Annotated in this window: 26 protein-coding genes and 4 pseudogenes; 22 read left to right on the top strand and 8 right to left on the bottom strand. The window is 68.5% G+C overall.

Features of this window, described 5'->3' with window-relative positions:
• Positions 1–278: 278 nt before the first annotated feature.
• Positions 279–644, bottom strand: coding sequence for a DUF2750 domain-containing protein (locus ACIOHP_RS44995; RefSeq protein ID WP_401896862.1), 366 nt, complete (start codon positions 642–644; stop codon positions 279–281).
• A gap of 438 nt (positions 645–1,082) precedes the next feature.
• Here ACIOHP_RS44995 and ACIOHP_RS45000 point away from each other — a divergent pair, with 438 nt between their 5' ends.
• From ACIOHP_RS45000 to ACIOHP_RS45010, 3 genes and pseudogenes are all read left to right on the top strand, one after another.
• Positions 1,083–2,039 carry an ATP-binding cassette domain-containing protein gene (locus ACIOHP_RS45000; protein WP_401896864.1) on the top strand — a complete coding sequence of 319 codons (957 nt, stop codon included), beginning with the start codon at positions 1,083–1,085 and terminating at the stop codon, positions 2,037–2,039.
• Positions 2,036–2,830, top strand: a complete 795-nt coding sequence (locus ACIOHP_RS45005) for an ABC transporter permease (protein ID WP_401896866.1) — start codon at positions 2,036–2,038, stop codon at positions 2,828–2,830. The genes ACIOHP_RS45000 and ACIOHP_RS45005 overlap by 4 nt, the downstream gene beginning before the upstream one ends.
• 12 nt (positions 2,831–2,842) lie before the next feature.
• Positions 2,843–3,672, top strand: a pseudogene (locus tag ACIOHP_RS45010) (MerR family transcriptional regulator).
• A 78-nt stretch (positions 3,673–3,750) separates the two neighbouring features.
• On the opposite strand, the gene ACIOHP_RS45015 reads toward ACIOHP_RS45010, so the two are convergent.
• A complete protein-coding gene (locus ACIOHP_RS45015) occupies positions 3,751–4,095 on the bottom strand; it encodes an ankyrin repeat domain-containing protein (RefSeq protein ID WP_401896869.1) in 345 nt (114 codons plus the stop codon).
• A 233-nt stretch (positions 4,096–4,328) separates the two neighbouring features.
• Between ACIOHP_RS45015 and ACIOHP_RS45020 the strand changes: the two are divergent.
• The 4 genes and pseudogenes from ACIOHP_RS45020 to ACIOHP_RS45035 all read left to right on the top strand — a co-directional run.
• Positions 4,329–4,478 (top strand): annotated as a pseudogene (locus tag ACIOHP_RS45020) (class I SAM-dependent methyltransferase); the annotation flags it as partial.
• Between the two features lie 195 nt (positions 4,479–4,673).
• A complete protein-coding gene (locus ACIOHP_RS45025) occupies positions 4,674–4,832 on the top strand; it encodes a hypothetical protein (protein ID WP_401896870.1) in 159 nt (52 codons plus the stop codon).
• A 35-nt stretch (positions 4,833–4,867) separates the two neighbouring features.
• Positions 4,868–5,866, top strand: a complete 999-nt coding sequence (locus ACIOHP_RS45030) for an NAD(P)H-dependent glycerol-3-phosphate dehydrogenase (RefSeq protein WP_401896873.1) — start codon at positions 4,868–4,870, stop codon at positions 5,864–5,866.
• A gap of 228 nt (positions 5,867–6,094) precedes the next feature.
• Positions 6,095–7,783, top strand: coding sequence for a serine/threonine-protein kinase (locus ACIOHP_RS45035; RefSeq protein WP_401896875.1), 1,689 nt, complete (start codon positions 6,095–6,097; stop codon positions 7,781–7,783).
• 85 nt (positions 7,784–7,868) lie between these two features.
• Here the strand turns inward: ACIOHP_RS45035 and ACIOHP_RS45040 are convergent, their stop codons facing one another.
• Entirely contained in the window at positions 7,869–9,401 is a 1,533-nt protein-coding gene (locus ACIOHP_RS45040) for a hypothetical protein (protein ID WP_401896877.1), read from the bottom strand.
• On the bottom strand, positions 9,398–11,167 hold the full coding sequence (locus ACIOHP_RS45045; RefSeq protein WP_401896879.1) for a DEAD/DEAH box helicase family protein: 1,770 nt from the start codon (positions 11,165–11,167) through the stop codon (positions 9,398–9,400). Before ACIOHP_RS45045 ends, ACIOHP_RS45040 begins: the two co-directional genes overlap by 4 nt.
• 619 nt (positions 11,168–11,786) lie before the next feature.
• On the opposite strand from ACIOHP_RS45045, the gene ACIOHP_RS45050 reads away from it, so the two are divergent.
• From ACIOHP_RS45050 to ACIOHP_RS45065, 4 genes and pseudogenes are all read left to right on the top strand, one after another.
• Positions 11,787–12,212 (top strand): PASTA domain-containing protein, encoded by a 426-nt coding sequence (locus ACIOHP_RS45050; RefSeq protein ID WP_401896881.1) that lies wholly within the window; start codon positions 11,787–11,789, stop codon positions 12,210–12,212.
• 573 nt (positions 12,213–12,785) lie between these two features.
• Positions 12,786–12,932: pseudogene (locus ACIOHP_RS45055) on the top strand (50S ribosomal protein L11 methyltransferase); the annotation flags it as partial.
• 462 nt (positions 12,933–13,394) lie between these two features.
• The gene (locus ACIOHP_RS45060) at positions 13,395–13,613 is read left to right on the top strand and encodes a hypothetical protein (protein WP_401897029.1); all 219 of its coding nucleotides are present in this window, start codon (positions 13,395–13,397) and stop codon (positions 13,611–13,613) included.
• 258 nt (positions 13,614–13,871) lie between these two features.
• Positions 13,872–14,300 (top strand): DUF4240 domain-containing protein, encoded by a 429-nt coding sequence (locus tag ACIOHP_RS45065; protein WP_401896884.1) that lies wholly within the window; start codon positions 13,872–13,874, stop codon positions 14,298–14,300.
• A 142-nt stretch (positions 14,301–14,442) separates the two neighbouring features.
• Here the strand turns inward: ACIOHP_RS45065 and ACIOHP_RS45070 are convergent, their stop codons facing one another.
• The gene (locus ACIOHP_RS45070) at positions 14,443–14,739 is read right to left on the bottom strand and encodes a hypothetical protein (RefSeq protein ID WP_401896885.1); all 297 of its coding nucleotides are present in this window, start codon (positions 14,737–14,739) and stop codon (positions 14,443–14,445) included.
• A 182-nt stretch (positions 14,740–14,921) separates the two neighbouring features.
• Positions 14,922–15,845: an SMP-30/gluconolactonase/LRE family protein gene (locus ACIOHP_RS45075; protein ID WP_401896887.1), complete on the bottom strand. Its 924-nt coding sequence runs from the start codon at positions 15,843–15,845 to the stop codon at positions 14,922–14,924.
• Positions 15,846–15,968: 123 nt separating this feature from the next.
• On the opposite strand from ACIOHP_RS45075, the gene ACIOHP_RS45080 reads away from it, so the two are divergent.
• From ACIOHP_RS45080 to ACIOHP_RS45130, 11 genes and pseudogenes are all read left to right on the top strand, one after another.
• A complete protein-coding gene (locus ACIOHP_RS45080) occupies positions 15,969–16,409 on the top strand; it encodes an Lrp/AsnC family transcriptional regulator (RefSeq protein WP_401896890.1) in 441 nt (146 codons plus the stop codon).
• A gap of 85 nt (positions 16,410–16,494) precedes the next feature.
• Positions 16,495–16,959 (top strand): hypothetical protein, encoded by a 465-nt coding sequence (locus tag ACIOHP_RS45085; protein ID WP_401896892.1) that lies wholly within the window; start codon positions 16,495–16,497, stop codon positions 16,957–16,959.
• 36 nt (positions 16,960–16,995) lie between these two features.
• Entirely contained in the window at positions 16,996–17,478 is a 483-nt protein-coding gene (locus ACIOHP_RS45090) for an AbfB domain-containing protein (protein WP_401896895.1), read from the top strand.
• A gap of 193 nt (positions 17,479–17,671) precedes the next feature.
• Entirely contained in the window at positions 17,672–18,253 is a 582-nt protein-coding gene (locus ACIOHP_RS45095; protein WP_401896899.1) for a hypothetical protein, read from the top strand.
• A gap of 208 nt (positions 18,254–18,461) precedes the next feature.
• Positions 18,462–18,950 (top strand): annotated as a pseudogene (locus ACIOHP_RS45100) (ATP-binding protein); the annotation flags it as partial.
• Between the two features lie 718 nt (positions 18,951–19,668).
• Positions 19,669–21,303 (top strand): hypothetical protein, encoded by a 1,635-nt coding sequence (locus ACIOHP_RS45105; RefSeq protein ID WP_401896901.1) that lies wholly within the window; start codon positions 19,669–19,671, stop codon positions 21,301–21,303.
• A 55-nt stretch (positions 21,304–21,358) separates the two neighbouring features.
• Positions 21,359–21,715, top strand: a complete 357-nt coding sequence (locus ACIOHP_RS45110; protein ID WP_401896904.1) for a hypothetical protein — start codon at positions 21,359–21,361, stop codon at positions 21,713–21,715.
• 37 nt (positions 21,716–21,752) lie between these two features.
• Positions 21,753–22,784 (top strand): hypothetical protein, encoded by a 1,032-nt coding sequence (locus ACIOHP_RS45115; protein WP_401896905.1) that lies wholly within the window; start codon positions 21,753–21,755, stop codon positions 22,782–22,784.
• A 76-nt stretch (positions 22,785–22,860) separates the two neighbouring features.
• Positions 22,861–23,409, top strand: coding sequence for a helix-turn-helix domain-containing protein (locus tag ACIOHP_RS45120; RefSeq protein ID WP_401896906.1), 549 nt, complete (start codon positions 22,861–22,863; stop codon positions 23,407–23,409).
• Positions 23,373–24,038 (top strand): transposase, encoded by a 666-nt coding sequence (locus ACIOHP_RS45125; RefSeq protein WP_401896909.1) that lies wholly within the window; start codon positions 23,373–23,375, stop codon positions 24,036–24,038. Before ACIOHP_RS45120 ends, ACIOHP_RS45125 begins: the two co-directional genes overlap by 37 nt.
• 14 nt (positions 24,039–24,052) lie before the next feature.
• A complete protein-coding gene (locus ACIOHP_RS45130) occupies positions 24,053–24,943 on the top strand; it encodes a hypothetical protein (protein WP_401896911.1) in 891 nt (296 codons plus the stop codon).
• Positions 24,944–24,996: 53 nt separating this feature from the next.
• Here ACIOHP_RS45130 and ACIOHP_RS45135 read toward each other — a convergent pair whose 3' ends face one another.
• Together ACIOHP_RS45135 and ACIOHP_RS45140 are read right to left on the bottom strand one after the other, a co-directional pair.
• Entirely contained in the window at positions 24,997–25,206 is a 210-nt protein-coding gene (locus ACIOHP_RS45135; RefSeq protein WP_401896912.1) for a hypothetical protein, read from the bottom strand.
• A gap of 130 nt (positions 25,207–25,336) precedes the next feature.
• Positions 25,337–26,656, bottom strand: a complete 1,320-nt coding sequence (locus tag ACIOHP_RS45140; protein WP_401896913.1) for a cytochrome P450 — start codon at positions 26,654–26,656, stop codon at positions 25,337–25,339.
• Positions 26,657–26,737: the final 81 nt, after the last annotated feature.

A 26,737-nucleotide genomic window follows, 5' to 3' on the forward strand; every position in this document is an offset into this window, starting at 1 on the left:
TCAGCGTCTCGATCACCTTCAGGATCAGGTCACGGCAGCCTCGTCATGGCCGGACTGTCCGCTGCAGCCCTGCTGATCACGTTTTCCGCGTCGGGACCGTACACCGCGGACTCGCGGGTGTTCCACACCTTCGAGGAGGTGGCCACGCTGTCGGCGTCGTCCAGCCAGATCCGGCCTCGTTGAGCCAGCCCTGGACAGTTGTTTATCTTGGCCGTCTTTCCCGGGACCGCATCCCGGAGTCCGCACGCCCATCCGGCGCAACCGTCGTTGGACGGAATCTATCGATCGTGGGGCGGCTCGCTGAGTGCGTGGACGAGACGATTGACCACTTCACCGGCGGTGAAGTCCCATCCGGTCAGGCGCTGTCCGCTCCAGTTGATCCCTACCCGCAAGCCGTCCCTGGCGAGATCCGGCAAGGCCGCCCTTCGCCAATGATCCAGCGGCATGGAAACCGCACGAAATTGAGGACCCCACAGCTGAGCGGCTCGCTGTGCGCGGGTCTGCGACGACCAGTAGGGAAAAGCTGGCTGTCCGGAAGTGGAGAGCGGCGCGGGACTGCCGTCGTCGTCTCGTACCCACCACACGGTGCGAGTCCGGGCAACCTCGCGGAAGAAGGCCGCTGCTTGAGCCCCGCTTGAACTCACTCACATCCTCCAGATCATCCGAGCATGAGCACCGGTTGATCATTGTGCAGCTGAGGCACTGAACCGACGAGAGGGGCCCATGCGCGGCTGTGCATCGATCCGGACGCCGGCCTGACGCTCTGGCTGCGGTCGATCGCGAGCGAACTTGGCGGTCGTCTTGCCGTGCGGTTGTGCCGCCTGTGGCTGGCCGCGCTGAAGGTACGTGAACCGGGTGGACGCGCCCCACGAGGGCGTTGTGCGGGCCCCGCGCTTGGTTCGGCGTTCTCCGGGCCCGTGGACGGTCGTGCTCCTGGCGGCGTACTCGACCAGGTACTTGGCGCGGTCGTGCGACAGTCGGCCGTGGCTGGTGTGAGGCAGAGGGCGGCGTCCCGAGTGGGCGAGGCCGCGTAGCGGCAACAGTTGACCCTGACGCAGGGGCAACCTCTCAGCATGGTCGGCATGACGACGAGAACCAGTGCGATCGAGGTCGCCGGGCTACGCAAGTCGTACGGCGACCACGAGGTGGTCGCCGGGGTCGACCTGAGGGTCCCCGCAGGCACCGTCTACGCCCTGCTCGGCCCCAACGGGGCGGGCAAGACCACCACAGTGCGGATCCTGTCCACATTGCTGCCCGCAGATGCGGGTGAGGCTCGGGTCGCCGGGTACGACATAGGCCGCGAGGCAGACCGGGTGCGTGCGTCGATCGGAGTGACCGGGCAGTTCTCCGCCGTGGACGAGTTACTGACCGGGCGGGAAAATCTACGGCTGATGGCCGACCTCGGTCACCTCGAACGGCGCCAAGTGGAAAGCGTGGTGGGGCAACTGCTGGAGCGGTTCGACCTGGCTGATGCCGCCGACCGGCGCGCGGTGACCTACTCGGGCGGTATGAAGCGGCGGCTGGACCTGGCGATGACCCTGGTGGCCGGGCCGCGGTTGATCTTTCTCGACGAGCCGACCACCGGTCTCGACCCGCGCAGCCGCCGCGACCTGTGGGGGATCGTGCGGGAGCTGGTGGCCGACGGGGTGACCGTCTTCCTCACCACCCAGTACCTGGAGGAGGCCGACCAGCTGGCCGACCGGATCGGTGTGCTCGACGGGGGCCGGCTGGTCGCCGAGGGCACCGCGGCCGAGCTGAAACGGCTGGTCCCCGGCGGCCAGGTCGAGCTCCAGGCCGCCGACAGTGAACGGCTGGCCGCGTTGGCGCGCCGGTTCCCCGAGGCGACCCCGAACGCCGCGGCGCTCACCCTGACCCTGCCGCACGACGGCAGCCTCACCACGTTGCGCCGGCTGTTGGCCGGGATCGACGACGACGCGGTCACCGGGCTCGCCGTGCACACCGCGGACCTGGATGACGTGTTCCTGGCTCTGACCGACCACTCCACCGCCGACGAGTCTTCCGAGGAGGTGCCGGCATGAATAGCGCGACGTATGGCGTCCGTGATTCGGCGACCATGCTGCGCCGCAACCTGAAGCACATGGCCCGGTACCCGTCGCAGGCGCTGATGCTGATCGGCCTGCCGCTGCTGTTCCTGCTGCTGTTCGTCTACGTCTTCGGCGCCACGATGGGCGCCGGTCTGCCCGGAGCCCCGGCGGGGGACCGCGGCGCCTACCTGACGTTCATCATTCCCGGGATCTTGGTGATGGCGGTGGCGAGCGTGTCCATCAGCACCGCGGTCTCGGTCGCCACCGACATGACAGGTGGGATCATCGACCGGTTCCGGACCATGGCCATCGCCAAGGTCTCGGTGCTCACCGGCCATGTGCTGGGCGCGATGGTCCAGACGGCGCTGGCCCTCGCCACGGTCTTCGGGGTGGCGTTCCTGCTGGGTTTGGAGACCGCCGCCTCGGCGATGCAGTGGTTGGGCCTTGTCGGGCTGCTCGCGCTGTTGTCGTTCGCGATGACCTGGTTCACCGTGGCGCTGGGGCTGGCTAGCCCCACCCCGGAGGCCGCGAGCAACTGGCCGATGATCTTCATCATGCTGCCGTTCGTGGGCAGCGGGTTCGTGCCGGTGGAGTCGATGCCGACCGGGCTGCGGTGGTTCGCCGAGTACCAGCCGTTCACGCCGATCATGAACGCTTTCCGCGGTCTGCTGGCCGGATCGCCCGATGGTTCCAACGTGATCTGGGCCATCGGCTGGTGTGTGGTGATCGGGCTGGTCGGCTACCTCTGGTCGCGGCGTCTCTACCGGACCCGGGCTGCGAACTAGGAGACTGCTCTGATGCTGACGATCGGCGAGCTGGCGTCGTATGCCGGAGTGACGGTGCGCGCGGTGCGGCATTATCACGCCAGGGGGCTGCTGCCCGAGCCGGAGCGGGACCACTCGGGCTATCGGAGATATGGCGCCGGCGCCGTGGTCGAGTTGGTCAAGATCCGGACCCTTGCCGAGGCCGGGGTCCCTCTGGCGCGCGTGCGAGAGCTGCTGCAGGCCGACGAGGAGGAGTTCGCCGCGGCAGTCGCCGATGTCGACAAGCGGCTGCGGGCGGAGATCCGGGAGCGGCAGCGCCACCGCGAGCGGATCGCCTGCCTCGCCGCAGGGGACAGCCTGGCACTGCCCCAGGAGGTGGTCGAGTACCTTGACCGGCTGCGGGCGCTTGGGGTCGACGAGCGGATTGTCCAGGTCGAGCGCGACGGCTGGATCCCGCTGGCCGCGCGCTCGCCGAGCGAGTCCCGGAGTGGATGGCACGCAAACGACAGCAGATCACCGACCCGCAGATCATCGACTTCTATCTCACCCTGAGCCAGGCTCTCGACCGCACTGACGACGACCCACGACTGGAGGAACTGGCCGACAAGTTGGCCACCTACATCACGCAGATGGCCGACGAGCAGGGCGAGTTCTACGTCGACGACACCGGCATCGAGCCACCGTTCGCCGAGCTGCTGGACACCCATGTGTTCGACACCCTGCCGGCGGCCCGTCGGCTGATCGAACTGTTGACGAAGCGAGGCTGGACCGGGTGGACCAAGCTGGAGCGCGTGAACCCAGCACGAGGTAGAGACCATCAGGGTGCACGTGGCAGGGGAGGACATGCGCGACCTCACCGCTGAGGTCCACACGTTCATTGCGAGCGCCGAGGAGGAGCTGTACCAGCCCCAACGCCGGGCTCAGCCACATGGGATGACGCTTCACAGACCCTCACGCGGAGGGATGAAGCGCTTTAGCAGTTCTTGTGCCATGGCGTGGCCGTAGTGTTCGGCGACCTGCAGGGGCGTTTCCCTGTCGTCTGCCGGCAACTGAGGATCTGCGCCGTAGGCAAGCAGAATGGCTGTCGCCGCCGTGTTCCACGGGTGTCCCGTTTGCAAGTGGCCGTCGCCCTCAAGGTCGAGCGCGTGGGTGAGCAGCGTGTGCCCGAAGCACCTTTCGTTCGGATCCGTTCCGGATGCGAGAAGAACGGTGAGCGTCTCGTAGTCGCTGGCCTCCACGGCCTGGTGCGCCGGCGTCCAATTCGAGTCGCAAGACGTGTCGGTCATATGAGGAAGCCTACGGAACTGGCGACCTTTGCAGGCCAAGATCCACTTTCGCAACAGGCCCTGGCTTGTTCTTCAACCTCCGTCTGGCCTTGGGCAGGGTGGGCGGCCGGTCTGAGCGTGAGTGGTCGAATCGGGATGCACCGACCTGAGGGGCAGTCGCATACTCAGCGCACGGCCTTGCTCTCCGGTCGCTTCCAGGATCCGCGCAGTACCGAGTACGACTTCATCACGTCTCCGCCACCGCCATCCGCCTCGCCACCGAACGCCGGAAGAACTTCGTTGCCGACCGCGCCCACTTCGCCATCGGCAGCCTGGAGCACACCGGCCTGCCCGACGCCTGCGCGCACGGGCTGATCTGCGTCGACGCTCTCTTCAACGCCAGCGACCGGATCGCGGCCCTCACCGAGTTCCACCGCATCCTCGCCCCCGGCGGTCGCGCCGTCCACACCCGCACCCTGCCGCCCGGCGGACGGACCGCGATCAAGGCCCAAGCCTGTGCGGCCGGCCTCACCGTCGAGCACATCGACACCCGGCGCGACGAACCCGACCTGTGGCATCGCGTGTATCAGCTCTGGATCGTGAACGAAGACCGCCTGCGGGTGGAACTCGGTCACGACCAGGCCGAGGGCATGCTGGCCGAAGCCCACCGCATGCTGCCCCGCCTCACCACCCGCAAAGCGCTCGCCGTCACCCTGCGCCGCCCCGTACCCAGCCGCCGCCCGCGACCCGCGCAGTAGTCTCCAACCGAGATCACTGAAGGAGAAACTGCCAGATGAACAAGGTCGCGGTCCTGTCCGCCGGCTCCTGGGGCACGACCATGGCGATGGTCCTGGCCGACGCCGGCAACGCCGTCACCCTCCACGCCCGCCGCAACGAGATCGCCGAAGCGATCAACACCCGGCACGAGAACCCGGCCTACCTGCCCGGCATCACGCTCCCCGCCGGCATCCGTGCCACCACCGACCCGGCCGAGACCCTGGACGGCGCCCGCCACGTCATCGTGTCCATCCCCGCCCAGACCCTGCGCACCAATCTGGCCGCCTGGGCGCCGCACCTCGGGCCCGATGCAGTGATCGTGTCTTTGATGAAGGGCATCGAGACCAACACCGGCCTGCGGATGAGCCAGGTCATCACGGAAACCACCAGCATCCCTGCAGAGCGGGTCGCCGTCATCTCCGGCCCCAACCTCGCCCGCGAGATCGCCGCCCGCCAGCCGGCCGCCTCCGTCATCGCCTGCCCCGTCGAGACCGCGGCCAAGGCCCTCCAAGCCGCCTGTCTCACCCCCTACTTCCGCCCTTACACCGACTCCGATGTCATCGGCTGCGAACTCGGCGGCGCCGTCAAAAACGTCATCGCCCTCGCCGTCGGCCTCGCCACCGGCCTGGGCCTCGGCGACAACGCCACGGCCGTACTCATCACCCGCGGCCTCGCCGAGACCGCCCGCCTCGGCGAACGCCTCGGCGCCGACCCGCTCACCTTCTCCGGCCTCTCCGGCATCGGCGACCTCCAGGCCACCTGCGCCTCCCCACTCTCCCGCAACCGCACCTTCGGCGCACACCTCGGCCGCGGCATGACCGTCGTCGAAGCGACCACCGCCACCGGGCAGACCGCCGAGCGCGTCAAGTCCAGCCAGGCCATCCTCGACCTGGCCCACCACCACGGCGTCGAGATGCCCATCACCGACGTCGTCGTCGACGTCATCAACGGCCAGCTCACCGTCCAAGACGCCGCCGCCCGCCTCATGGCACGCGCCCCCAAGCCCGAGCGCTAGGACACCGGACCAGCGACAGACTCCGCGCGGCCGCGCACCGGTTGGGCCGCCTCATCATCCGATGTCGGCGTTGGCCAGTGTGGTGGGGAGCGTGGCGGATGCCGTGCAGACGACTGGGCGGGCAAGGCATGAGCGGACCCCCATCTGATGCCAACTGGCGTGTGGCGTCGGCGATCCCCGCTAGGGTTCACATCTCGTCCATAATCGCTCTCGTCGGGGGTCTTGTTCGTGTCGCGGATTGCTGCTCGTCGTGCCTCGGACCCGGCCCAGATCGGGCCTTTCCGGGTGGTCGGGGTGCTGGGCGCGGGTGGGATGGGCACGGTGTACGCCGCGGTGGGGGAGCGGGGCGAGCGGGTAGCGGTGAAGGCTGTGCACGCCGGGCAGGCGGCGGATGACCAGTTCCGGGCCCGATTCCGGCGCGAGGTCACGGTGCTGCGGCGGGTTTCGGGTCCCTGTCTGGTGCCGCTGTTGGAGGCCGACCCCGAGGCGGAGATCCCGTGGCTGGCGACTGCCTACGTACCCGGCCCGACGCTCGGCGATCACACGGCGATGCACGGGCCGCTGACCGGGATTCAGCTGCACCTATTCGCCGCAGGTACGGCCGGGGCGCTCGCGGCCGTGCATTCCGCCGGGGTCATCCACCGCGACCTGAAGCCCGCGAACGTGATCCTGGCCCCGGACGGGCCGCGGGTGCTGGACTTCGGCATCGCTCACGTCGCCGACGGGACCGCGGTCACCCGCACCGGCATGCTGACCGGGACCCCGGGCTGGCTGAGCCCCGAGTACTACCGGGATGGCACCACCGGGCCGGCCGGGGACATCTTCGCCTGGGGTGCGCTGCTCGCTTTCGCGGCCACCGGCCGCCACCCATTCGGCACCGGCAACGCCGAGGCCGTCGCCTTCCGAGTCCTCAGCGGCGAGCCGGACCTCGCCGGCGTCCCCGACGACTTGCTCAGCCTGGTATCGGAGTGTCTCGCCAAAGAACCGAGCTACCGGCCGGCGTCCGCCACCGTGGCACAGAAGACCGGCGAACTGCTCGGCGAGCAGGCGACCCAGGTCCTCGGAGATGCCCACGACCGGGCGACCGAGGTCCCGAATCTGATCGCCGAGCAGTGGCACCCTGCGACCGTGGAAGACCCCGCCTGGCCCGCTCCCGACATACGCCGTCCGGGCAGGCGCGCCCGGCTCATCGTCGCCGCGGCCGCCTTGTTCGCCGCGACCGCCACGGGCACCTGGTTCGCGCTGGCCTCTGGCCATGCCCCCGCGCGCGGCACCCACTCCCCGCAGGCAACTGCGGTCCGCTCCACCCCTGCTGCCGAACCGGCAGCAACCACGTCACGCTTCGCTCATCCAGCCACCAGCGAGTCACAGACTGCGACCGCCGCGGCCTCGTCCGCGCCGGCGCAGACCCAGGTGGTCACCCTCAGTCCCTGGTCACCGGGCGGTACCCCCGCAACCGGTATCACCATCACCGAGCGGGCCAACGGCTCCTGCTTCGGAACCGCCGAATCCACGATGCGCACGGACGCCTGGCGCTGTACCGCCGGCGACCGGATCCTCGACCCGTGTTTCTCCCCTGACTCCAACCCTGCAGACACCAGCGCCCTGTGCTTGGACGGAGCCCCCGACCGCATGGTCGAGCTGTCGGTCGCCGAGGGCTTTCCCGGCAACAACAACCACATGCCGGGCGGACCGGACATCGAACCGATCATCCTCGTCCTGGCCAACGGGGCCCAATGCTCGTTCGCCGGAGGCGGCACCGCGACGCTGGCTGGACAGCGCCTGAACTACGGCTGCGACGACGGCGGCTACCTGTACGGCTACCCGAACAAAACAGCCGCGCTGTGGAACATCTCCTACGCAGCCCCCGGCAGCGGAGCCAGTGTCTCCACGCCGATCACCACCGTCTACCAGTAGCCCGCCGACGGCCGCGTCAGCCCATCGGGCGGTCGACCAGCCCGACACTATTGCCGTGCCGGTGGGTTCTCCCGCTATGGCGAATCTATGCGGGTTCGCTGTCATGAAAAGGGTGTTGGGACCTCTGAAACTTCTTCGCATGCGCGTGTTGGCATTGGCTGCAAAACTCCTGGAGCGCTGCACGCCAGCGATGAGTGTGTTCCGCTAGGGCGGTGGTCCGCTGCAGCCAATCTACGTCGTCGGCCCAGCCGCCGAGCGCTCGCCACAGGATCGGGCGTGAGTTGCCTAGCTGGCAGCGATCCGGAACGGCGATGCTCTCAAAGGTTTCACGCCGAGCTGTCACATACTGTGAGATGTCAACCTGGTTGTACAAGATGGTGAATGCGCTCACTGACGACTGCCGCTTGTTGATCTCAAACTCCAGTTGGACTAGGGGGAATGGATCGTCCCCTGGCCAATGTGGGTAGTCGTCCGTCAGGGGCAGGTGCATGAAGCCTCGTCCTTCTGCGGGACGTATCCAGCCCAGCGTCTCCAATGGCCCAAAAGACGCGCCAATCTGATCCAGAGCACGCTCGGCCTCGGCTCTTTGAGAAGTTCTTGCAGCGACCCGCTTCTGCGCGCGTTCGGCCGCCCCGGCGGGAATGGCAGCGACCCGAGCCGGAGCCGGTGCTTGTGGGGTGGACGACAGCAGCGCGTTCCTGAGCGTCGGGTTTCCCACGAGATCCCAGATGCCGATCTTGAGGTCGTAGCGCGCCTGGAGCAGCGCCCGGGCGGCTTCGAGATCGGATGGATCACGCCACTCGCCGTCCTGTACCAGCCCGGTGACACCGAACTGCGCCTCGATCGGAACGGGGCAGGTGTAGTGGAGCGGATCCGGCGGAGCCGTCGGATCCCACGTCGTGACCGGAGCGGAGATCTTTTCTGCCGTGGGTCGGCCGCCACGCACCCATGCCAGATAGCCGCGGACCAGCGATTCGATCCGGTGGGTATGTGGCATGACGACGACGCTGCTATCCCCCGTGAGGCGTCGCTTCTCGAAGTCCGCATATCGGTCTGGGAGAAGATTGCCGCCTTGGGTGAGTGTTTCACTGGTGTCGATGAGAACTGCGGCTCCGATTCTCGCTCCGGCCCTATCGAGATAGAACTCGCTGCCTTTGAGGAAACGCCATCGGCGGCTCGGGGCCTTGGTCTTGAATCCCACGGTGCCCATGAGGGTGCCGTTCCAGTTTTCGAGCCTATGCGTCTCGGTGTAGGTGTCCGGTAGCGGTTCGTCGAACGAGGTACGGATCAGTTCCAGCTCGGTCGTGCCGCCGGGCAGTACAGCGCGAAGTCCGGTACGGCGCAAACTCCCGTCATGGCGCAACTCGACCACCGTTCGCTGGCCGACCAGCAGAGCAAATGCGGATTCGCCGGCCGAATCGAGGAGGCGACCGACGAGCGAGGATGCCGTCAGCCACCACAACAGGGAGGTTGCGAGACTCACATGAGTTACATGCGAGGCAGGGTCTTCGGCTACCGGCTGGCGCGAGTCCAGCGACGAGCCGTCGTCGACGGTCATCGGACCGCCGATGAGAATGATCGTGGGGCCGGTGGAGTCGGCGTGCTGGTGATCACTCATAGTGGCCTCTGCTGCAGGGCGAGCAGCGCTTGGCGCAGCTCAGGCGCGTCGACGGCCGCTAGGGCCAGGGATTCGGGGTCTGTCCCCGTCAGACCCTCGCGTTCGATGAACAATCGCGCGCATGCCACCAGGTTGGCATGTGCGTCGCGGCCGTTGGTATCGAACGCGCCTCCCTGTTCGCCCACCGTGTTGAGCGCTTCGAATGAACCCCTCGGCTGGTCACCTTCGTCGCCGCTGCTAACCCTGAGGGCACGTTCACCGTCCGTGACGATGACGAGGGGAGGCGGAAGCAGATCCGTGTTCTCAGTGAGGCGCCGTGCCATGCCGAGCAGTTGGGGATCGGCGGGGAGATAGACACGCCCGTGGTCGTCGACGTTCTTGGGATCCGTGCGCACCACCCGTCCGACGATCTGCCGGAACGACAGGAGGGTCAGACGGTTGGTCAGGTAGACCACGGCCCGCAACCGGGGAATGTCGACGCCTTCGGAAACCATGTTCACCGCGACGATCCACGGATCGTGCGAGGCGCGGAACAGGCGGATCGCGTTGGCCGGGTCGGGATCGTTGTCGTCATGGAGCCTGGAGCAGGCGACGACCGGACGGAAGCTGAGTACACGGGAAGCCATGTGAGCGGCTACTCGGGCTGCGTGATCGCAGTCGATGCACACGACGAGACCGGCGGCATCAGTGTCTCCGCGTTGTCGCAGGCTGAGGAGGTACTCGTTGGCATCGATCAGCATCTGCTCGGCGATCGATCCTTCACCGATCCACTCGATCGCAGCGCGCAAACGTCCTCTCTCCCTGGCCTGCGTCACGCCTGTGTCGTCGAAGGTCACGGAGTGAGTCTGGTCGTCAGAGGTCCGGAATGTCGTCTCGCCACGGGCCTCGACGAACTGAACTGGCCGGCAAGCGCTGTCGATGATGGCGTGGTCGTACGAGTAGCGGTAGTGAGGGCGGGCGTTGCCGTCTTCGAAGGGCACGAACGCGATCGGGTCGCGCCCTGTGCGAAACGGTGTGCCGGTGAGCGACAAGATCCCCCACGCGCCCGCTGAGAATGCCTCCTGGGCCGAGATGCCCCATGCCGCGTTGGCCCCCGCGTGGTGGACCTCGTCGAAGATGACCAATGTCCTCTGGCCGGGATCCGTCGCATGGGCCAAGAACATCTCGGTGGAGGAGAAGAGCGACTGGTACGTGATGACCGCCCCGAGCCACTCGTCACCGATGGGGTCGACGGGCCGCCAGTCACGTTGCGTCCGCAGCGGCAGCGTCGGCGCCCCTGGAGTCGCCGCCGAAGATGCTCGTGCCCAACCGTCCGCGATCGCCAGCGAAGGCACGACAACGAGCACACGTGAGATCTGCCCCTCGGCTGCCAGCTCCTGGGCTACTTCAAGGCCGAAGCGCGTCTTGCCCGAGCCCGGGCACGCTTCGACCAGGACGGGCTCTTGTCCCAGCCGGGAGAGGACGATTGGCATGGCATCGGCCTGCCATGACCGCAGCGGAGCCGTGCTTGGGCTGAGCCGGTCGGCGGAAAAACGGACCCTCACGACCGACTGCGCCGTGCTGCCCTTGCGGAGATTGCAGGAGCCGCAGATCGCCTGGAGGTTCTCGCTGCTGGTCGGTCCGCCCTGGCTCCACGGAACGATGTGGTCGCCCTGCATCAGGTCGAAGGGGATCTCACGCCTGCAGAGATTGCAGACGCGGCCCTGCAACTGCCATGCACGCCACGTTTCCTGGCGTGCGAATGTTCGCCGGGCATCGAGTGTCACGTAGGGAGGGTAACGAGCCGGGGGCCAGGTGGGGGCGGTGACCAGAGGGATGCTCCTGCGGAGGCTTGCACGCGACGTCACACGACGGTCAGCGCAGGGTCGGACACATGTACGGGCACGCCTGCGGGTATCGAGCAGCGGGCCGACTATGCCGGTACGTCGGTGAATTCACCGTGGATCAAGAGAAGCCCGTCGAGTCCTGGGTCCTCACCGGTGAGCACACGTCGGTGCGCCGTTCGACGAACGCGACGTGGGAGGTGCAGTTTCCGCTGCTTTGCCTGCGTCAGCTGACCGGTGAAGCCAGTTCAAGCGTTGGGGTACCCGATGGCCTACTGCCCCCGGTGAGCAGCAGGTCTGGCCCAAGTTGGCCAGGGTCAGCACCGACGCGTTCTTCGCGAGCCCGGTGCGATCGGTCGGTCATATCATCCGCAGGGTCAGCGGTACACACGGTCGGGCAGGTAGTGGGACCACTCCGGCATCGTGGGGCCAGTTCCTGCTGCCCGGGCACGGGCGCAGCGAGCACTCATTCGTGTCACAGGAACGCTGCTCTACCTCCGCATCCTCTCCATGCGGCGCATGATGCTCCTTCAGATCAGGCCTCACCGTAGGGGGACACCACATGCGCACTCGAGCCATCGCCGCGGCCGTCGCCGCCGCAGTACTGCTCATGCTCACCGCCTGCGACGGCGGCGACGACACCAGCCCCAGCAAGACCGACAGCACCGAGCAGGAAACCAAGGACCCGACGACAGACGCCAACCCCACGGACGCGGACACCTCCCCCCGTGGCGCCGAGTCCGAGCCTGCCTCTGAGGCGGAGTCCGCCACGTTGCCCAACCTCGTCGGCAGGGATCTTCAGACGGCCCAGGACGAAGCGCAGGCCGCAGGGTTCTACGTGCTGGACGACCAGGACGCCAGCGGCCAGAACCGCCTCCAGGTCTATGACCGCAACTGGACCGTGTGCAGCCAGGAGCCCGAAGCCGGCAGACACCCCACGGACACGCCGGTGACGTTGTTCGCGGTCAAGGACGACGAGTCCTGCTGACGGACGCCACCACGACTGATTCGGCTTACTCCCGTGCGCGGCCGGACCTGCGCGCAAGTGCGCTGCCAGCTGCTGGCTGCGCCGACAGAGGTCACAACCGGCTTGACGATGTTGTTCCGGGGCGGATCGCCACAGGTCGCGCGCTTTCGGGGTGTGTCGAATCCGATTCGGCGGCGCTCCGTTGCTCGGGGCGCCATACAGCGGGGGTCGTGCGCACGCGGGCCAGCAGGCATGATGCGCCCGCCCCCGCTGCTGGCTTTGGAGGGACTGCGTGATCTGGGAAACCGCCGCCGCAGTCCAGGCCGACCGCACCGCGCACCGTTCGTCCCGGTGGCGGAACCCCCTGACCCGGACGCCGCGCCACCTCTTCGTCCCCAAGTGGTGGGAGATCGACGACGGACAGTGGACGCTGCGCGAACCGGCCAGTGACGAGGAGTGGCTGAGCGCGGCCTACCGTGACCGCTCGCTCATCACCCGCATCGGGCCGCTACACGCCGACCGTGCCAAGGCCGACGACCATCCCACAGGCCGGCCGACATCCTCCGCCACCCTGCCCAGCCTCCTGGTCACCCCATGTACCGGCACGCCCGGATCGACGACGGTGACAGGCTCTTGGATGTGGGCACGGGAAGCGGCTATGGCACGGCGCTCGCCGCACACCGGCTCGGCTCCCACGCGGTCACGAGTGTGGACATCGACGGCTATCTGGTGCAGGCCGCCCGCGAACGCCTCGATACGATCGGGCTGCACCCCACCGTCGAAACGGTCGATGCCACCGGACCCCTGCCCGCAGACTCCCGGGCAGGCCGATCGCATCGTCGCCACGGTGGCCGTGCGCAGCATCCCCACCAGATGGCTGACCGCCCTCAGCCCCACCGGACGGCTGGTGACCACCATCGCGGGCACCTCCCTGCTCGTCACCGCGGACAAGGCCGCCGACGGAGGCGCCGTGGGCCGGGTGGAGTGGGCCGGCTTCATGCACGCCCGGCACAGCGAGGACTACCCACCCGCACCGTCCGTACTGCTCGCTGCCGCGCACGACCAGGACGGCGAACAGGTGACGACCGCCCCCTACCCGGTCCTCGACGTGGCGAATGCATGGGACCTCGACTCCATGCTGGGCCTCACCGCCCGGGCATCGAACACGCCTACCACCAGACAAGGGAGCGGCGGATCGCGGTCATGGCGCACGCGGACGGATCGTGGGCCCGCGCCACCGCCACCGGCAGCGAGCGGCCCACCGTCCACCAAGGCGGCCCCCCGCGCCTGTGGGACGTGCTGGACGAGATCCGCGCCTACTGGCTCCAGCACGGCGAACTCCCGGTGCGCGGCGCCCGCGTCCAGGTCATGCCCGACGGCCGCACCCGACTCGCCCGCGGGACCTGGCACACCACGCTCTGAGCGTGTGCCCCTTGAGCGGTCCCACTCGTCTGCTGCCCCCGTGGCGGATGAGTGGGGCCTTCCGCATCGCACGGTCCTCGAGGCCGCTGAGCTCAGCCAGCCCAAGCAGCAGACATCCGATGCGGACCGGCGGAACCTGACCGGTGCGAACCTGACCACATCCGTCCGGTGCGGCCCTGGCCCACGCGAACCTGACCGACGCAGCACACCGGTGCCCCGGAGCCAGGATTGTCAGACCGTTGCGGCATGCTCGCTGGCATGAACGAAGACGCCTTCTGGCAGCTCATCGAGGACTGCAGGCCCATGGAACCTGATCCGGATGCCGAACTCCTGGCAGCCGTGCTCATCGAGCGGCTTGCCGAGTCCTCGTTGCCGCGGGTCATCGGCTTTGCCGAACACCTGTCGTGGGCGCTGTATCGGCTGGACCGCAAGGAGTACGGACACGACCTGGGCGCAGATGCCTTCCTGTACACCCGTGCCGCGGTCGTCGCCGGCGGCCGCACCGAGTTCGACGCCGTCCTTCAGGACCCATCGGCCTTCACGCCTTACGCCGTCGACCTCATCTGGGCCGAGCCCCTGCTCTACACCCCGGACCGGGCATACCAACGCATCACCGGCAAGGAGTGGGACCGCGAGACCCGTTACTCCTACGAATCCTGCTCCAACACCCAGGGCTGGGCTGACTGAACGCCATGGCCTGCGGGAGGTGACGAACTCCAGCACCGTTGATCGTCCTCGGGGAACGTGAGCCAGAACCGAGTCGTCGCTCCACGGGGCCGTCGGGGCCGTCGGGGCCGTCGGGGCTGGGCCCACCGGTGTCGGCGGCGGGTCACCCGTCGTCGGCCACCTGGTGCACCGCGTCGAGCAGCGTGTCCACCAGTTCGGCATGACGCTGACGTTCCACTCCCCGTGACGGGCTGGACAGCACGATGCCCCTCGCCTCGCCCAAGGCGGTGGGGCTCGCGCCGAGCAGCTCGCGCGTGACAAGGATCGCGTCCATCACGCTCACTCCGCGGTCACTCAGCAGCCGCTGCACGGCATCCATTCCCGCAGGCGAGCCAAGCAGCGGCTTGCACTCCGTGACGAGAGCGGAGATCCGCTCAACGCGGGCTGGATCCAGCGGCATCGGCTTCTCATCCCTCGGTGTGGTGGGGTCAGAGTACCTGTCCAAAACCCGTCCCGAGATCGAGAAATGGGGCCACATCAGGCTGAGGTGGGGGCCAGCCGGCCACGGACATCTTGCGGTCCGTCCTGCCCGCATGCGCTGCTCCGTACGGTGATCTTTTCGGGAAAGCGGGGGAGTGGGGATCACAGGGTCATCGGTGCCGTTTTGACGCCCATGACCAGTGAGTAGAGGGTGTCGTTGGCGGTGATGAAGAGGCGGTTGTTCTTCGGGCCGCCGAAGCGGACGTTGGAGACCGTGTTGGGCACCAGGATGCGGCCCAGGAGGGTGCCGTCCGGGGCGTAGCAGTGCACTCCGTCGTCCATGGCTGCAGCCCAGAGGTGGCCTTGGTCGTCGAAGCGGATGTTGTCGAAGCGGCCGCCGCCCGTGCCGTTGGTCTCGGCGAAGACCTTGCCGTCGGAGAGCGTGCCGTCCGCGCGTACCTCGAAGGCCCGGATCTGGCCGGCCCGGGTGTCGGAGACGTACAGCTCGCTCTCGTCGAGGGAGAAGACCAGGCCGTTGGGGGCGCCGAAGCCGTCGGCCGCGAGCCGTACCTCGCCGGTATCGGGGTCGATCCGGTAGACGTTGTTGGCTCCGATCTCACTCTCGGCGCGATGGCCCTCATAGTCGCTGGTGATCCCGAAGTCCGGGTCCGAGAACCAGATGGAGCCGTCGGACTTCACGGCCGCGTCGTTCGGGCTGTTGAGCCGCTTGCCCCGGTAACGGTCGGCGAGCACGGTCACCGAGCCGTCGTGCTCGGTGCGGGTGACTTGGCGGTTGCCCTGCTCACACGTGATCAGACGGCCCTCGCGGTCCAGCGTGTTGCCGTTGGAGTATCCGGCCGGCGAGCGGAAGACGCTGACCGCGCCGCTCGCCTCGTCCCAGCGCAGCATCCGGTCGTTGGGGATGTCGCTCCAGATCAGCTGGCGCCAGGCCGGTACGTACAGCGGCCCCTCCGCCCAGCGGGAGCCCACGTGGAGCGTCTCCAGTTGCAGGTCACCCGCGGCGCACTTCTCCGTACGGAACCTGTCATCGAGTACTTCGTACAGCGCGGGACGGCCGGTGGCCATGTCCGTTCTCCTTCGTTCACCCTGACACGCATGTCCTGAAGTGCATCCTGTCTGAGAGGAGTATTGCAGGATGTCATACAGTCAGGTCACGGAATTTGGTGAGTTGGTTCGGAGGAGAGCGTCGTGGATGAGGTGGACCGGAAGTTGCTGAACCTGTTGCAGGAGGATGCTGCGCAGGCGTACGCCGCGCTGGGCAAGGCGGTCGGGCTTTCCGCGGGTGCCGCCCATGAGCGGGTGCGCAAGCTGCGCGAGTCGGGGGTGATCAGGCGCACGACGGTCGAGGTGGACCCCGCCGCGGTCGGCAGCGGGGTGTTGGCCTTCGTGATGGTCGACTCATCGGCCTGGATGGGCGACTCCGGCGAGCGCTTCGCCGCGATCCCCGAGCTGCAGGAGGCCCATGTCATCGCGGGCAGCGCATCGGTCCTGGTCAAGGTCCGGACCGGGACGACCGAGCAACTCCAGGACGTTCTACGTCGGTTGTACGAAATCGAGGGTGTCAGCGGCACCCAGGCAATTGTGGCCCTGGAGACGTTCTTCGAGAGAGCAGTGCCGACGGGGGGCTGAAGCCCGCCCGCCCGCGGGGAGAGTTGGACCTCAGCAGTCACGCGAGCGCATTCCGCTGTAGAAAGTCCACGCCGAACGGCAGCGTGTGTTTGCCGTCGGCGCGAGCGGCAACGCGCAGTACATGAGCCAAGCGAACAGTGACGCGAATCAAGATTCCAAGGCCAACCAGAGCGCTTCTGCCAAGGCCCGGCAGGCCACGGCAAAGGCGACTGCCCCTGCTGCGAAGGCGGCGGACAAGACGGCCGAGGCGTCAGGCGACGTGGCCTCAGCAGCCGTGGACGCGGCCGAGCGTACAGCCGGAACGGGCGCTGCGATCGTGAACAGTACGGCCGAACGTGTCCAAGCCGGCCGTCAGGTCGTCATCGACGCCTCGGGACAGGCCGCGGCCGTTGCCAAGACGGCGTGGACGGTGATCGCCCACCGCAAGGTTCTTGCCGCTGGTGTGGGCGCGGGTTTGTCGGTGCTGGGTGCCACGTCCTACCTGGCGGGTCGCCGCGCGGGTCACCACGTGCACGGTCCGATCACCCGAATGACCGGCGGGCGGATCTGAGGCGAGATGCCAGTCCCGTGACTCGGCGAGCCCGTCATGCACCCGGGGCGACCCAACGCGCGTGCTGCCGACGTGACTTGTCCGGCATCGCCGCGCTCTGCGGCTGCCCTGACCAGACGCCGGACAGGCTCTGGAGTTGACCTCCGAGGGCGCGTCGGCCTGTCCGACAGTTCTTGCGTGTTGTTCGAGTCCGCGAACACGTATGGGCAGTATCGGCGCCATGTCGATTACACCGTCCACATCACCAGCGACGGTAGCTCGAACGTGGGGGACGCCGCGTCGAAGTGGGACGACGCCATGAGCTGGGTCATCACTCAGCCCTGGGCACCGGCTGGAGGCCGCCGCAGCAGCTCTCGCCGCGACGGCTTCCGAGCGGTGGGGCCTGCCTCAGCGTGTCCGGAGCCGGGCGTTCCCCTCGGCACGTCTGCGCTGCACCGTCTGGCTGCGTCAAGGGGATTGACACTCACGACGTCAGCTGGCGCCGACCGGAACCCCGACCACCGGGCCCCACCAGCGTGACGATGCGATGGCCTCATCCCCGGCCACGCCTGCAACCGTGTATGGGTAACGGTCGTTCAGGCTTGCCGCTCGCTGTTCTTGGCGAGTTCACGAACGTCGACCAGGCTGTTGGCTGGATGGCCAGGGCTCTGAGGTCGCGGGCGTTGGTGCCCCTCGGTGCCCGGCCGTCAGCGACAGCGCTATCGTCCGGGCCATGACCTCAAGTGCACGTCTGCTTGACCTGATCTGGGCCATCCCGGAGATCGATCTGCTGCTGCGGTCGTCGTTCGGCTTCGACATCCACCGGAAGCAGTATGGCGAGGGCTTCAGGCTTGCCTCGGGTGCGCCGCTAGAGGTAATCGCAGGGGAATCGGCCGGTGGGGCGTACTTCCTGTGTGCCGAGCAGAACGGGCGCCGACCGGTGGTGTTCGCGAGTTCTGAAGGGCAAGGTGGCCTGCTCGCTGATGATCTCGCGGAGGCGCTGGAGATCATCATCGGGCTGGAGTGGCGGGACTGCCTGACCTTCTCGGGCGGTGGCGATGTGGAGATCATGCAGATCTCCGCCCAACACCTCGAACGGTCCCGCGGCAAGCACAACGCGGGCATCGGCTACGAAGCAGCCCAGGTGGCCGCAGCCCTGTCACTGCGGACCGTGCCTGTCGCTGATCTCGTCGTCCGGTTGCACGCAGCCGCCTCGAAGACCGAACCGGACTACGTCGTGATCTACGACGACGGGCAGGAGTTCGATCCGCCCTTCGGCGAATATGTGGAACCTCGCCACGGAGGCTGGCGCTGAACCCGACCGTCTCCGCCATGAGCATCGACACCGGAACCGCGGCCAACGCCTGATAGGTCGTCGGGCAGACTCTCCGACGTGTCTGCCGATCTTGTTCCGACGATTTCTGGGAGCGCACCACTATGCTTCTCCCCTCTTGGCCTGCCCGACGCCATCACCCCCCGGACGGCTGCCGGTATCAGACTGCGTCGTACTCGCCGGCATCGTGGTCAACACCCTCGTCAGCTGTGAGTGGATCAAGAAGAGCCAGCCGCTCTGCCTAATCGGCGACTCCGGCACCGGCAAGTCCCACATGCGCATCGCCGTGGGCATCGAGGCCGCGATGCAGGGCTATCGCGTCGCGTCCGCTATACCCTCGCCACCAAGCTGTTGAACGAGCCGTTCGAGGCGCCGACAAGAAGCAGCTGAACAAGACCATCGCCCGCTACGGCCGAGTCGACCTCCTCTGCATCGGCGAATTCGACTGCATGGAGCTCGACCGCCTCGGCGCCGAACTGCTTTTCCGGGTCCTGGCCGAGCGCGAGGAGAAGAACAGCGTCGCCATCGCCTCCAACGAGTCCTTCGGCGGCTGGACCGAGACCTTCACCGACCCCGCCTCTGCGCGGCCATCGTCGACCGCCTCGCCTTCAACGGCACCATCATCAAGACCGGCACCGACTCCTACCGCCTCGCCTCCATACGGGCGCGGGCGAAGAACCGGCGAAGGCCGGCTGACCGCTATGGGCAGCTACTCGATGGTCCTCCCGCGTCGGGGCGGAGGATCGTCACAGGTGCCGTGCTGGGCCCTGCGGATCGTTCCACTACGGGACGGGCCAAAGCTTCGATGCGGTTTTTAGAGAGTGAGGCCGGTGGGCCCATAGGTGCTGCAGAACTCGCAATCACAGCTGGTCAGGGAGTTCGCCTGGCAATGAGCCGCTGGCCAGTAGCGGGATGCACAGGGGCCTGGGTCGAGCAGCGTCTCGTCGCGGGACACCGTCCGGTCGCACCACGTGCACCGGACGGCTGCAGCTACGCCAGCCTCCTGCAGGCGCCGGGCCGCGACGATGGCCGTGTCGAGCGGGGCTTCATCCAGAACCGCTGCGGGGGTGCTGCTCAGAAGAAGCTTGCTCCGCCACAGGCTCAGTCCGGCCACCGCTCCGACAGCGTGCAGGGCTCTCTGTCCCCCGCTCCCGGATCCGGTCACCAGCACGGTGAACCCTGGCTCCTCCATGGACATATCTCCTTCGGCGACGGGACAGCCGCCCTCAGTATGTCGACCCGGCTCCCTGTTCCTCACTGGCTCCGTATTCCTTTGACTTTCGTCAAAGGATTCGAAGGTTGTCGATCCGGTCCCCTCGGACGGTCCGCCGCCCTATGCTGATGGTTCGTCAACAACACTGTTGGTCTGAGGTTTCGCACGCATCGGGGGACCCGGCGTGAGTACCACACCACCACCACACGCCAGCGAGGCGACCAGGTTGCTCTGCGCGGGCACCTACCTGGATCCGCGGTACCGCGACCAGGTCATCGAGCAACTGCATCTCAACGAACAGCGGATCGTGGCGCCCTCGCTGGGCCTGGACGCGGCCCGCGTCCTCGCCCACGCCCTGCGCGCCCGCCGCCAGGAGCTGCTGTGGGCCGGGCTGATCCTGGGCCTGTGGGTGGTCGGGCTGCCGCTGATCGGCGCACTGCTGTTCATGTTCCTCTTGCCCAGCCTGATGCTCGCCCTCGCCTCCCGGATCCGGGGCCGTGCCGCGCAGCCGCCGCTGTACCGCTGGCTGCCCGCTCTCTGGCTCCGCTGGACGGGCCGGTTCACTTTCGCGTTCTTCCTGCTCGTCACCCTCGTCGCCGCGTTCGGGGCCGGGAAGGAGAACGATCCGTACGACTCGTCGAGCAGCGACGTGGACGGCTGGGTCGACGCGCTGCTCCGCGCCCTGGCCGAGGCGGCCGGAGGGATCAAGGTCTGGCGGGCCTGGCTCGTGCTCGTCCTCTTCGCGCTGATCGCCCTGTGCATCGCCGTGCAGCGCGGCCGGTTCGCCTGCGCACTGGACGCCGAGCTGTCCCCGCGGCGCTTCCCGGACACCGCCGGCGACCCTGCCGAGCAGGACGAGTCGCCGCGGTTCCAGCGCCTCAAGGAGCGCATCCGGATCGAGCAGCACGCCCCGCTGGTCATGTACCACGAGCAGCGCCCCTTCTGCGGGGCCGGGCTCGCCTTCGACACCTGGGTGATCGCCGTCGAGCTGAAGCCCGACAAGGAGAGGGAGCAACTGCCCCTGAACAACCGGGCGATCCTGGAGAAGATCCGGCCGCTGCTCGAACAGCTGCGGCTGCCCTCGGAGTTCGCGGGGTATCCGGTTCGGGACCGGCTGCGCCGCCTGGAGATCGACGAGTGCGTGTTCCTGCCCGTCGAGGGGCTGCGCCGGCGCGAGGAGGCGCCGTACCACCCGCAGGTCTTCGAGGAACACCGGGCCCGCGCGGTCGAGGAGGGCGGCGAGCGCCGCCGGCACTTCCTGCGTGTGCGCGTCGGCGGCTGGGAGGAGGAGCTGGTCGTCACGGTATTCGTGCGCGTGCACACCCAGGGCCGGATGCTGATGCTGGAGATCGCCCCGCATGTACTGCTGCCGGTCCGCGAGGACTTCAAGGACGCCGACCGCACGGCACACAACCACCGGCACAACAACGTGCTCGGCAAGGCCGTCTGGGCCCTGGTGCGGGTGCCCGGGTCCGCGGTGCGCTCGCTCGTCGTCCTGGGCCGCTGGCTCGGCTCCGTGTGGCGGCTGCTGACCGGCGGGTACGAGGGCGCGCTGCCCGACGGTCCGGCGCTGTCGGTGCGGGAACTGGGCTCGGCGGAGGACTCGTCGCTCTTCCAGGGGATGGACCGCACCCGCTACCTCCGGAGCATCCAGGACCGGGTGACGAACGGAGTGACGACCGCGCTGGCCGAATGCGGTTACGAGACCGGCGAGTTCGTCCAGAAGGTCGTGCACAACTACGGCATCTACAACGAGGGCGACGTGCACAACAGCAGTCTCGCGGCGGGCGACGGGGCCACCGCGATCTTCAACTCATGAGCGGCGGCACGGGAGTCGTGTCACGGGGCCGCGTCACGGAAGGGGGCCGGTAGCGATGGCCAGGGACGAACCGGGCATCCACATCAGCGGCGGGGTGCACGGCAGCGCGTTCGCCGTCGGCAACCACGCGCGCGCCGAGATGAACCAGGGCGCGGCCGTCCCCCGGGACCAGGCCGCGGAGGAGCTCCTGATCGCCGTACGAGAACTCCGCGCGGACCTCACGAGGTTGCGGGCGTCCGACGCCACGGCCGCCCTCGACACGGCCCTCGCGGAGACGGAGGAGGAGATCATCACGACAGGCCGGGCGGCGCCGACGCGGCGTGAGCGGCTGCGTCAACTCCTCGCTGACTCACAGGCGTTGGTGGGTCTGGTCGCGTCGGCCGGGGCGGTGGCCGGGTTGCTGGGGATGTAGGCCGGCCTGCTGCCGGCGCGGAGCGAAGGGGGACGGGATGGGCGGGGGAGCGCGGTACTGGAACGACGAGACCCAGCGCTGGGAGGAGGGCGACGGCGGGGGCGGGTCGGCGGCGCCGACGACACCGCCGCCGAGCCGGCCGGGGTATGCACCGCCCTCGCCGAGCGGGCCGTGGCAGGCCTCGTCCCCGTCAGCGTCCCCGCCTCCCCCTTCGGCCGACTGGCCCGGAACCGGAGAGGGGAGCACTTGGCACGGGCCGAGAGCCCACGACGGCTCCGACGGCATCTGGTCGCCGGACGAGCCGATCGTCGGGCAGCCCGCCTTCGTCCCGGGAACGGCCCCGGCGGCCAGCGGCGGCAACCGCCGGCTCGTGTGGTCCGTCGTCGGTGGAGCCGTCGTTGTCGGGGTCGCCGTGGCGCTGGTGCTGACGACCGTCGTCGGGGGCGGCGACAAGCCGTCGACCGCGGTGAGTTCGTCGCCGGTGGCCACCGTCTCGCAGCAGAGCGATCCGTACACGGCGTCGGCATCGGCATCGGCATCGGAGGAGCCGACCGTGGGGGCGTCCGCCTCGGTGCCCGAGCTGGACGCCGGGTACGAGCTGTACGACGACCAGGAGGGTTTCCGCGTCGGGCGCCCCGTCGGGTGGTCGCGCGCGACCGCGCCGTCGAAGTTCGGCATCGCGGTCGTCACCTACGACAGCCCCGACCGCGAGCACCGGATCGAGGTGTACCAGGTGAAGGAGGCCACCCCGCAGGCGTCCTTCGACGAGTTCCTGTCCGACCGGGTCGGGAAGGCACCCGGCTTCCGGGAACTCGACCTCCAGCCCTTGGCCGACGGCCGGTTCGCCGGCCTGCGGCTGGAGTACCTCGCGGACTCCGTCAGGAACGCCCCCGACGTGGGCATCTGGCACGTCTACGACGCGCGCTTCGTCGTGGACGGCGGCGACAGGTTCGCGATAGCCGTCTACGGCCCGGAGGCGAACGGCGGCACGGACGAACTGGAGCTGCTGGACACCGCGCTGGAGGGCTTCTGCCCACCACACGTCTGCGAGCCCGTCTCCCTGGACTAAAGGCAATGCCGTTGGCTCTAAGCGGTCTGGGTGATGTCGGCTGCGGTGTGGGTAGGCGTCCTGCGGGAGGGACGTGATGCCGAAGCACCTCGATCTCGAGCTGACCGATGATCAGCGTCGTGACCTGCGTGAGTTATTGGGCCGACGTGGCCTGGCCCGGCATACCCGCCTGCGTGCGGAGTGCGTCCGGCTGCTCGACCGGGGAAGGACGGTGACCGAGGTCGCCGACCTGCTGGAGTGCAACCCGGTCACCGTCCGCGCCGCCGTCCACCGCTTCGAGAAGGGCGGGCTGGACGCGCTGCCGGACGCGCCCCGGCCCGGTCGGCCCGCCAGGATCCTGGGTCCCGAGGACCGCGCCGAGCTGGCCGACCTGCTGGACACATCGGCCGCCGCGGGGATCACCTGGACCGCCCCGGCCCTGCGTGACTGGCTCCGCGACGAGCGGGGCGTGGAAATCTCCGCGTACTGGCTGTGGGAACTGCTGCGCCGTGACGGGTTCCGCTGGAAACGCACCCGCGACAGCATCCGGCACCAGGCCGATCCCGTCCTCCAGCAGGCCGCCCGGGCCGAGCTGGAGGACTTGCGGCCTTGCGGCAGGCCGCCGACGCCGGACAACGCGACCTGATCTTCCTGGACGAGTCCGGGTTCGCTCCGACCATGCCCACCGGCTACACCTGGTCGAGGATCGGGCAACGGGTGGTGGTCCCACGCGAGGACACCAGAAACCGTCGGGTCAACGTGCTCGGCGCCCACATCGTCGGCACCGCCCCCGACCTGGTCTGGCAGCACACCAGCGGCAAGATCGACGCGGCGGTGCTGCTGGAGTTCGTCTGCGTGCGGCTGGCGGGCCTGGGCGGCGGCGCGGCCGTGCTGGACCTGGCCGCCGACGGCCTCGGCGCCGATGTCATGCCGGTCTGGGAGCGCCGCAAGCCGTGCACGGTCGTCCTCGACAACGCCTCGGCGCACGTGGCCAAGGCGTTCAAGGGGCGCCGCCGCCAGCTGGCGAAGATCGGGGTGGAACTGTTCTATCTTCCGCCATACAGCCCGGAGTTGAACGACATCGAGCTGGTCTGGCGCCAGGCGAAGTACCAGGACTACCCACAGCGCGCCCAGACCAGCACCGAGGCCATCGACGCAGCCGTCGACCGGGCGATGCAGCGGCAACGCGACCGGATCCGACAAGCAACACCGAACTTCACCCAGCCGCTTAGCTCTCCGACAGCGCCCAGATCCAACACACCGAACAGGTACTGACCTACCCCGAACTGGTGGCCCGCTTCCGGGCATTGCTCGACATGATCGCGCTGGAGCGCCGCCATGCCGGCGGGCGCGTCGTCATCGGCATCGACGAACTCGACAAGCTCGGCGACGCCCAGGCAGCCGAACGCTTCCTCAACGACCTCAAGGTGGTCTTCGGTATCAGGGGCTGTCACTTCCTCGTCGCGGTCTCCAAAGACGCCCTGACGGCCTTCGGCAGGCATGTGGTCGACATACGTACCGCTTTCGACAGCGCCTTCGACCAGCTTGTCGCCGTGCGGCCACTGGACCTCGCACAGGCACGCAGGCTCCTGGAACTGCGCGGTGTGTGGCTTCCCGACCCGTATCTGTGGGTGTGCCAGATACTCTCCGGCGGGCTGCCGCGCGACCTGCTGCGCACGGTGATGAGCCTGGCGACAGACCGAGCGTTGCACAACACCACGGACATGCGCGCACTGGTGCTCCGCCTGATCGAGGACGACGCCCGTACCGTGCTCTCCGCCCAGAGCCGCCATGCCTCCGCCCTAACCAGTCCCCAAGCCCCCGCCGTCGCCCGGTGGATCGCGAGCGCCTCCGAGGCCCCAACCCGCGCCGACGCCTGGGAGGAAGTCCTCGGCAACACGCCCCTCGGCACCGCCGGCGAGTATGAAGTCGCCAAGGCACTCACTCAAGTGCGGGCCTACTTGGGGCTGGGCGCCGCGCTGCTGCGCACCTTCGCCGACGACATCTCCGATCGCCTGCCCCGCCGCCTCCAGGCCCTGCGCGACGCGGGCCCCGAACTCATCGACCGCCTCACCGCCGCCCGGGCCAAACTCGCGGCGGAGCCGGAGGCCGTATGGACGGCGGTTAACCGCTACCGCCAGGAAGCGCTGGGCCTTGCCCCCTTGCCGGATCCACACTGAGCCCGCGTGCGCCGTAAGCCCTGGGCTGTGTCGGCGAGTTCAGTTGTGGTGGTTTAGTGGTCCCAGTGGCCGCGCCCGCTGTTGCCCTCCTCGTGGTCGCGCTGAAGCGCGCGCAACAGACGGCGTTCCGCGCCGGGCACGTGCTCGACCTCGGCGAGCTGGGCGGCGGAGTCTGAGACGAGTGCGTCCCGGTGCTGTTCGACGTTCTGGTCCTGCTTGTCGATCACGCGGGTGGGGGCGGTGGAAGGGAGTTCTTCTGCCATCGGCCAGTCCTGGGCGCGGGGGCCGGACTCAGGCCTGGGCGCGTCTGTAGACCGGGTCGTGTTCGACGTTGATGCCGTGCCGATCGGAGAGGGAGATCAGCTGCCGGGCGAACTGGCGCGGGCGGCCGGGTCAGGGCGGGGGGCAGCGGCGCAGGGTGAGGGGCAGTGCCTCCAAGCCGCGCAGCATCATCGTGTTGCGCCAGCGCAGGTCGCGCTCCTGGCAGGCCAGGGTCGTTCCGGGGAAGCGGGCGAAGAGCGCGGTGAGTGCGATCTCGGTCTCCAGCTTGCCGAGCAGGGCCCCGAGGCAGCGGTGGATGCCACCGCCGAAGGCGAGATGGCCGGCGTCTTGGCGGTCGAGGATGAGGCGGTCGGGGTCCTTGAAGCGTGCCGGGTCGCGGTTGGCCGCGCCGAGGGACAGCAGCACGAACTCGTCCTGCGGGATTTCCACCCCGCCGATGTCCACCGGCTCGGTGGTGAAGCGGGTGGTGGCCATACAGATGGGGGAGTCGTAGCGCAGGAACTCCTCGACGGCCATGGGCATCCGGGTGAGATCGGCGCGCAGCCAGGCGGCCTGGCCGGGATCGCGCAGCAGCGCGAGGCAGGAGGTGCCCAGCAGGTTAACGGTGGTCTCATGCCCGCCGATCAGCAGCAGGGCGACCATGCCCACGATCTCGTCGTCCGTGAGCTCCCCGCGCTCGCGGGCCGCCAGCAGCTCGGTGAGCAGATCGGCGGGACGGTCATTGCGGCGGATACGCCGGTTGGCGATGGCCAGGACGTACGAGCCCATCTCCTGGACGGCTCGCCGGAACGCCGCGTGGTCGCCCTCCTGGGTGACGATGGTGGTCGACCACTGCCGGTAGAGGTCGCGGTCCTCGGGCGGGAAACCGAGCAGTTCGCAGACGACGAGGATCGGCAGCGGGAAGGCGAAGTCACGTATCAGGTCCACTGTGGCGGTGGTGGTGCGGGTCGTGTGGCGCGCGGCTGCCGTGTCCAGCCCGTCGAGGAGTTCGTGGGTGATGCGCTCGACCATCGGCCGCATCGCCTCGACCCGCTTGCGGCTGAACGCCGCCTGGACCACGCGGCGCAGGCGGGTGTGGTCGGGCGGATCGCTGCTGAGCATATGGGTGATCTCGCTGCCCAGGTTGACGCCCTCGACCCGGCTGTCGGCCAGGGCCTGGGCGCGCCGCACATCCTGCGCGAAGCGGCGGTCGAAGAGCGCGGCCCGGACATCGACGTAGCGCGGGATGATCCACAGCCGCAGGCCGCCGTCGCTGTGCAGCACGGAGACCGGGGCCGATTGCCGCATCCTGGCCAGGGTCGGGTACGGGTCGCTGAGGAACGTCGGCGGCTTCTGGCGCGGTTGCGTCGTCTCGGGCTTGTCCGGCCGGTGCTTGTCCGCCCGGGGACTGTTCGTCCGGGGTGCTGCCGTTGCTGCCGTAGCTGTGGTCATGATGTTTTCCTGTCCTCACCGGTACGGCCGGCCCCGCGGCGGGGTGCCGGGCGTGGCACCCCGCTACGGCGCTGCTTGGGC

The sequence above is a fragment of the Streptomyces sp. NPDC087859 genome (assembly GCF_044742595.1).
GTDB lineage: Bacteria > Actinomycetota > Actinomycetes > Streptomycetales > Streptomycetaceae > Streptomyces > Streptomyces canus_F.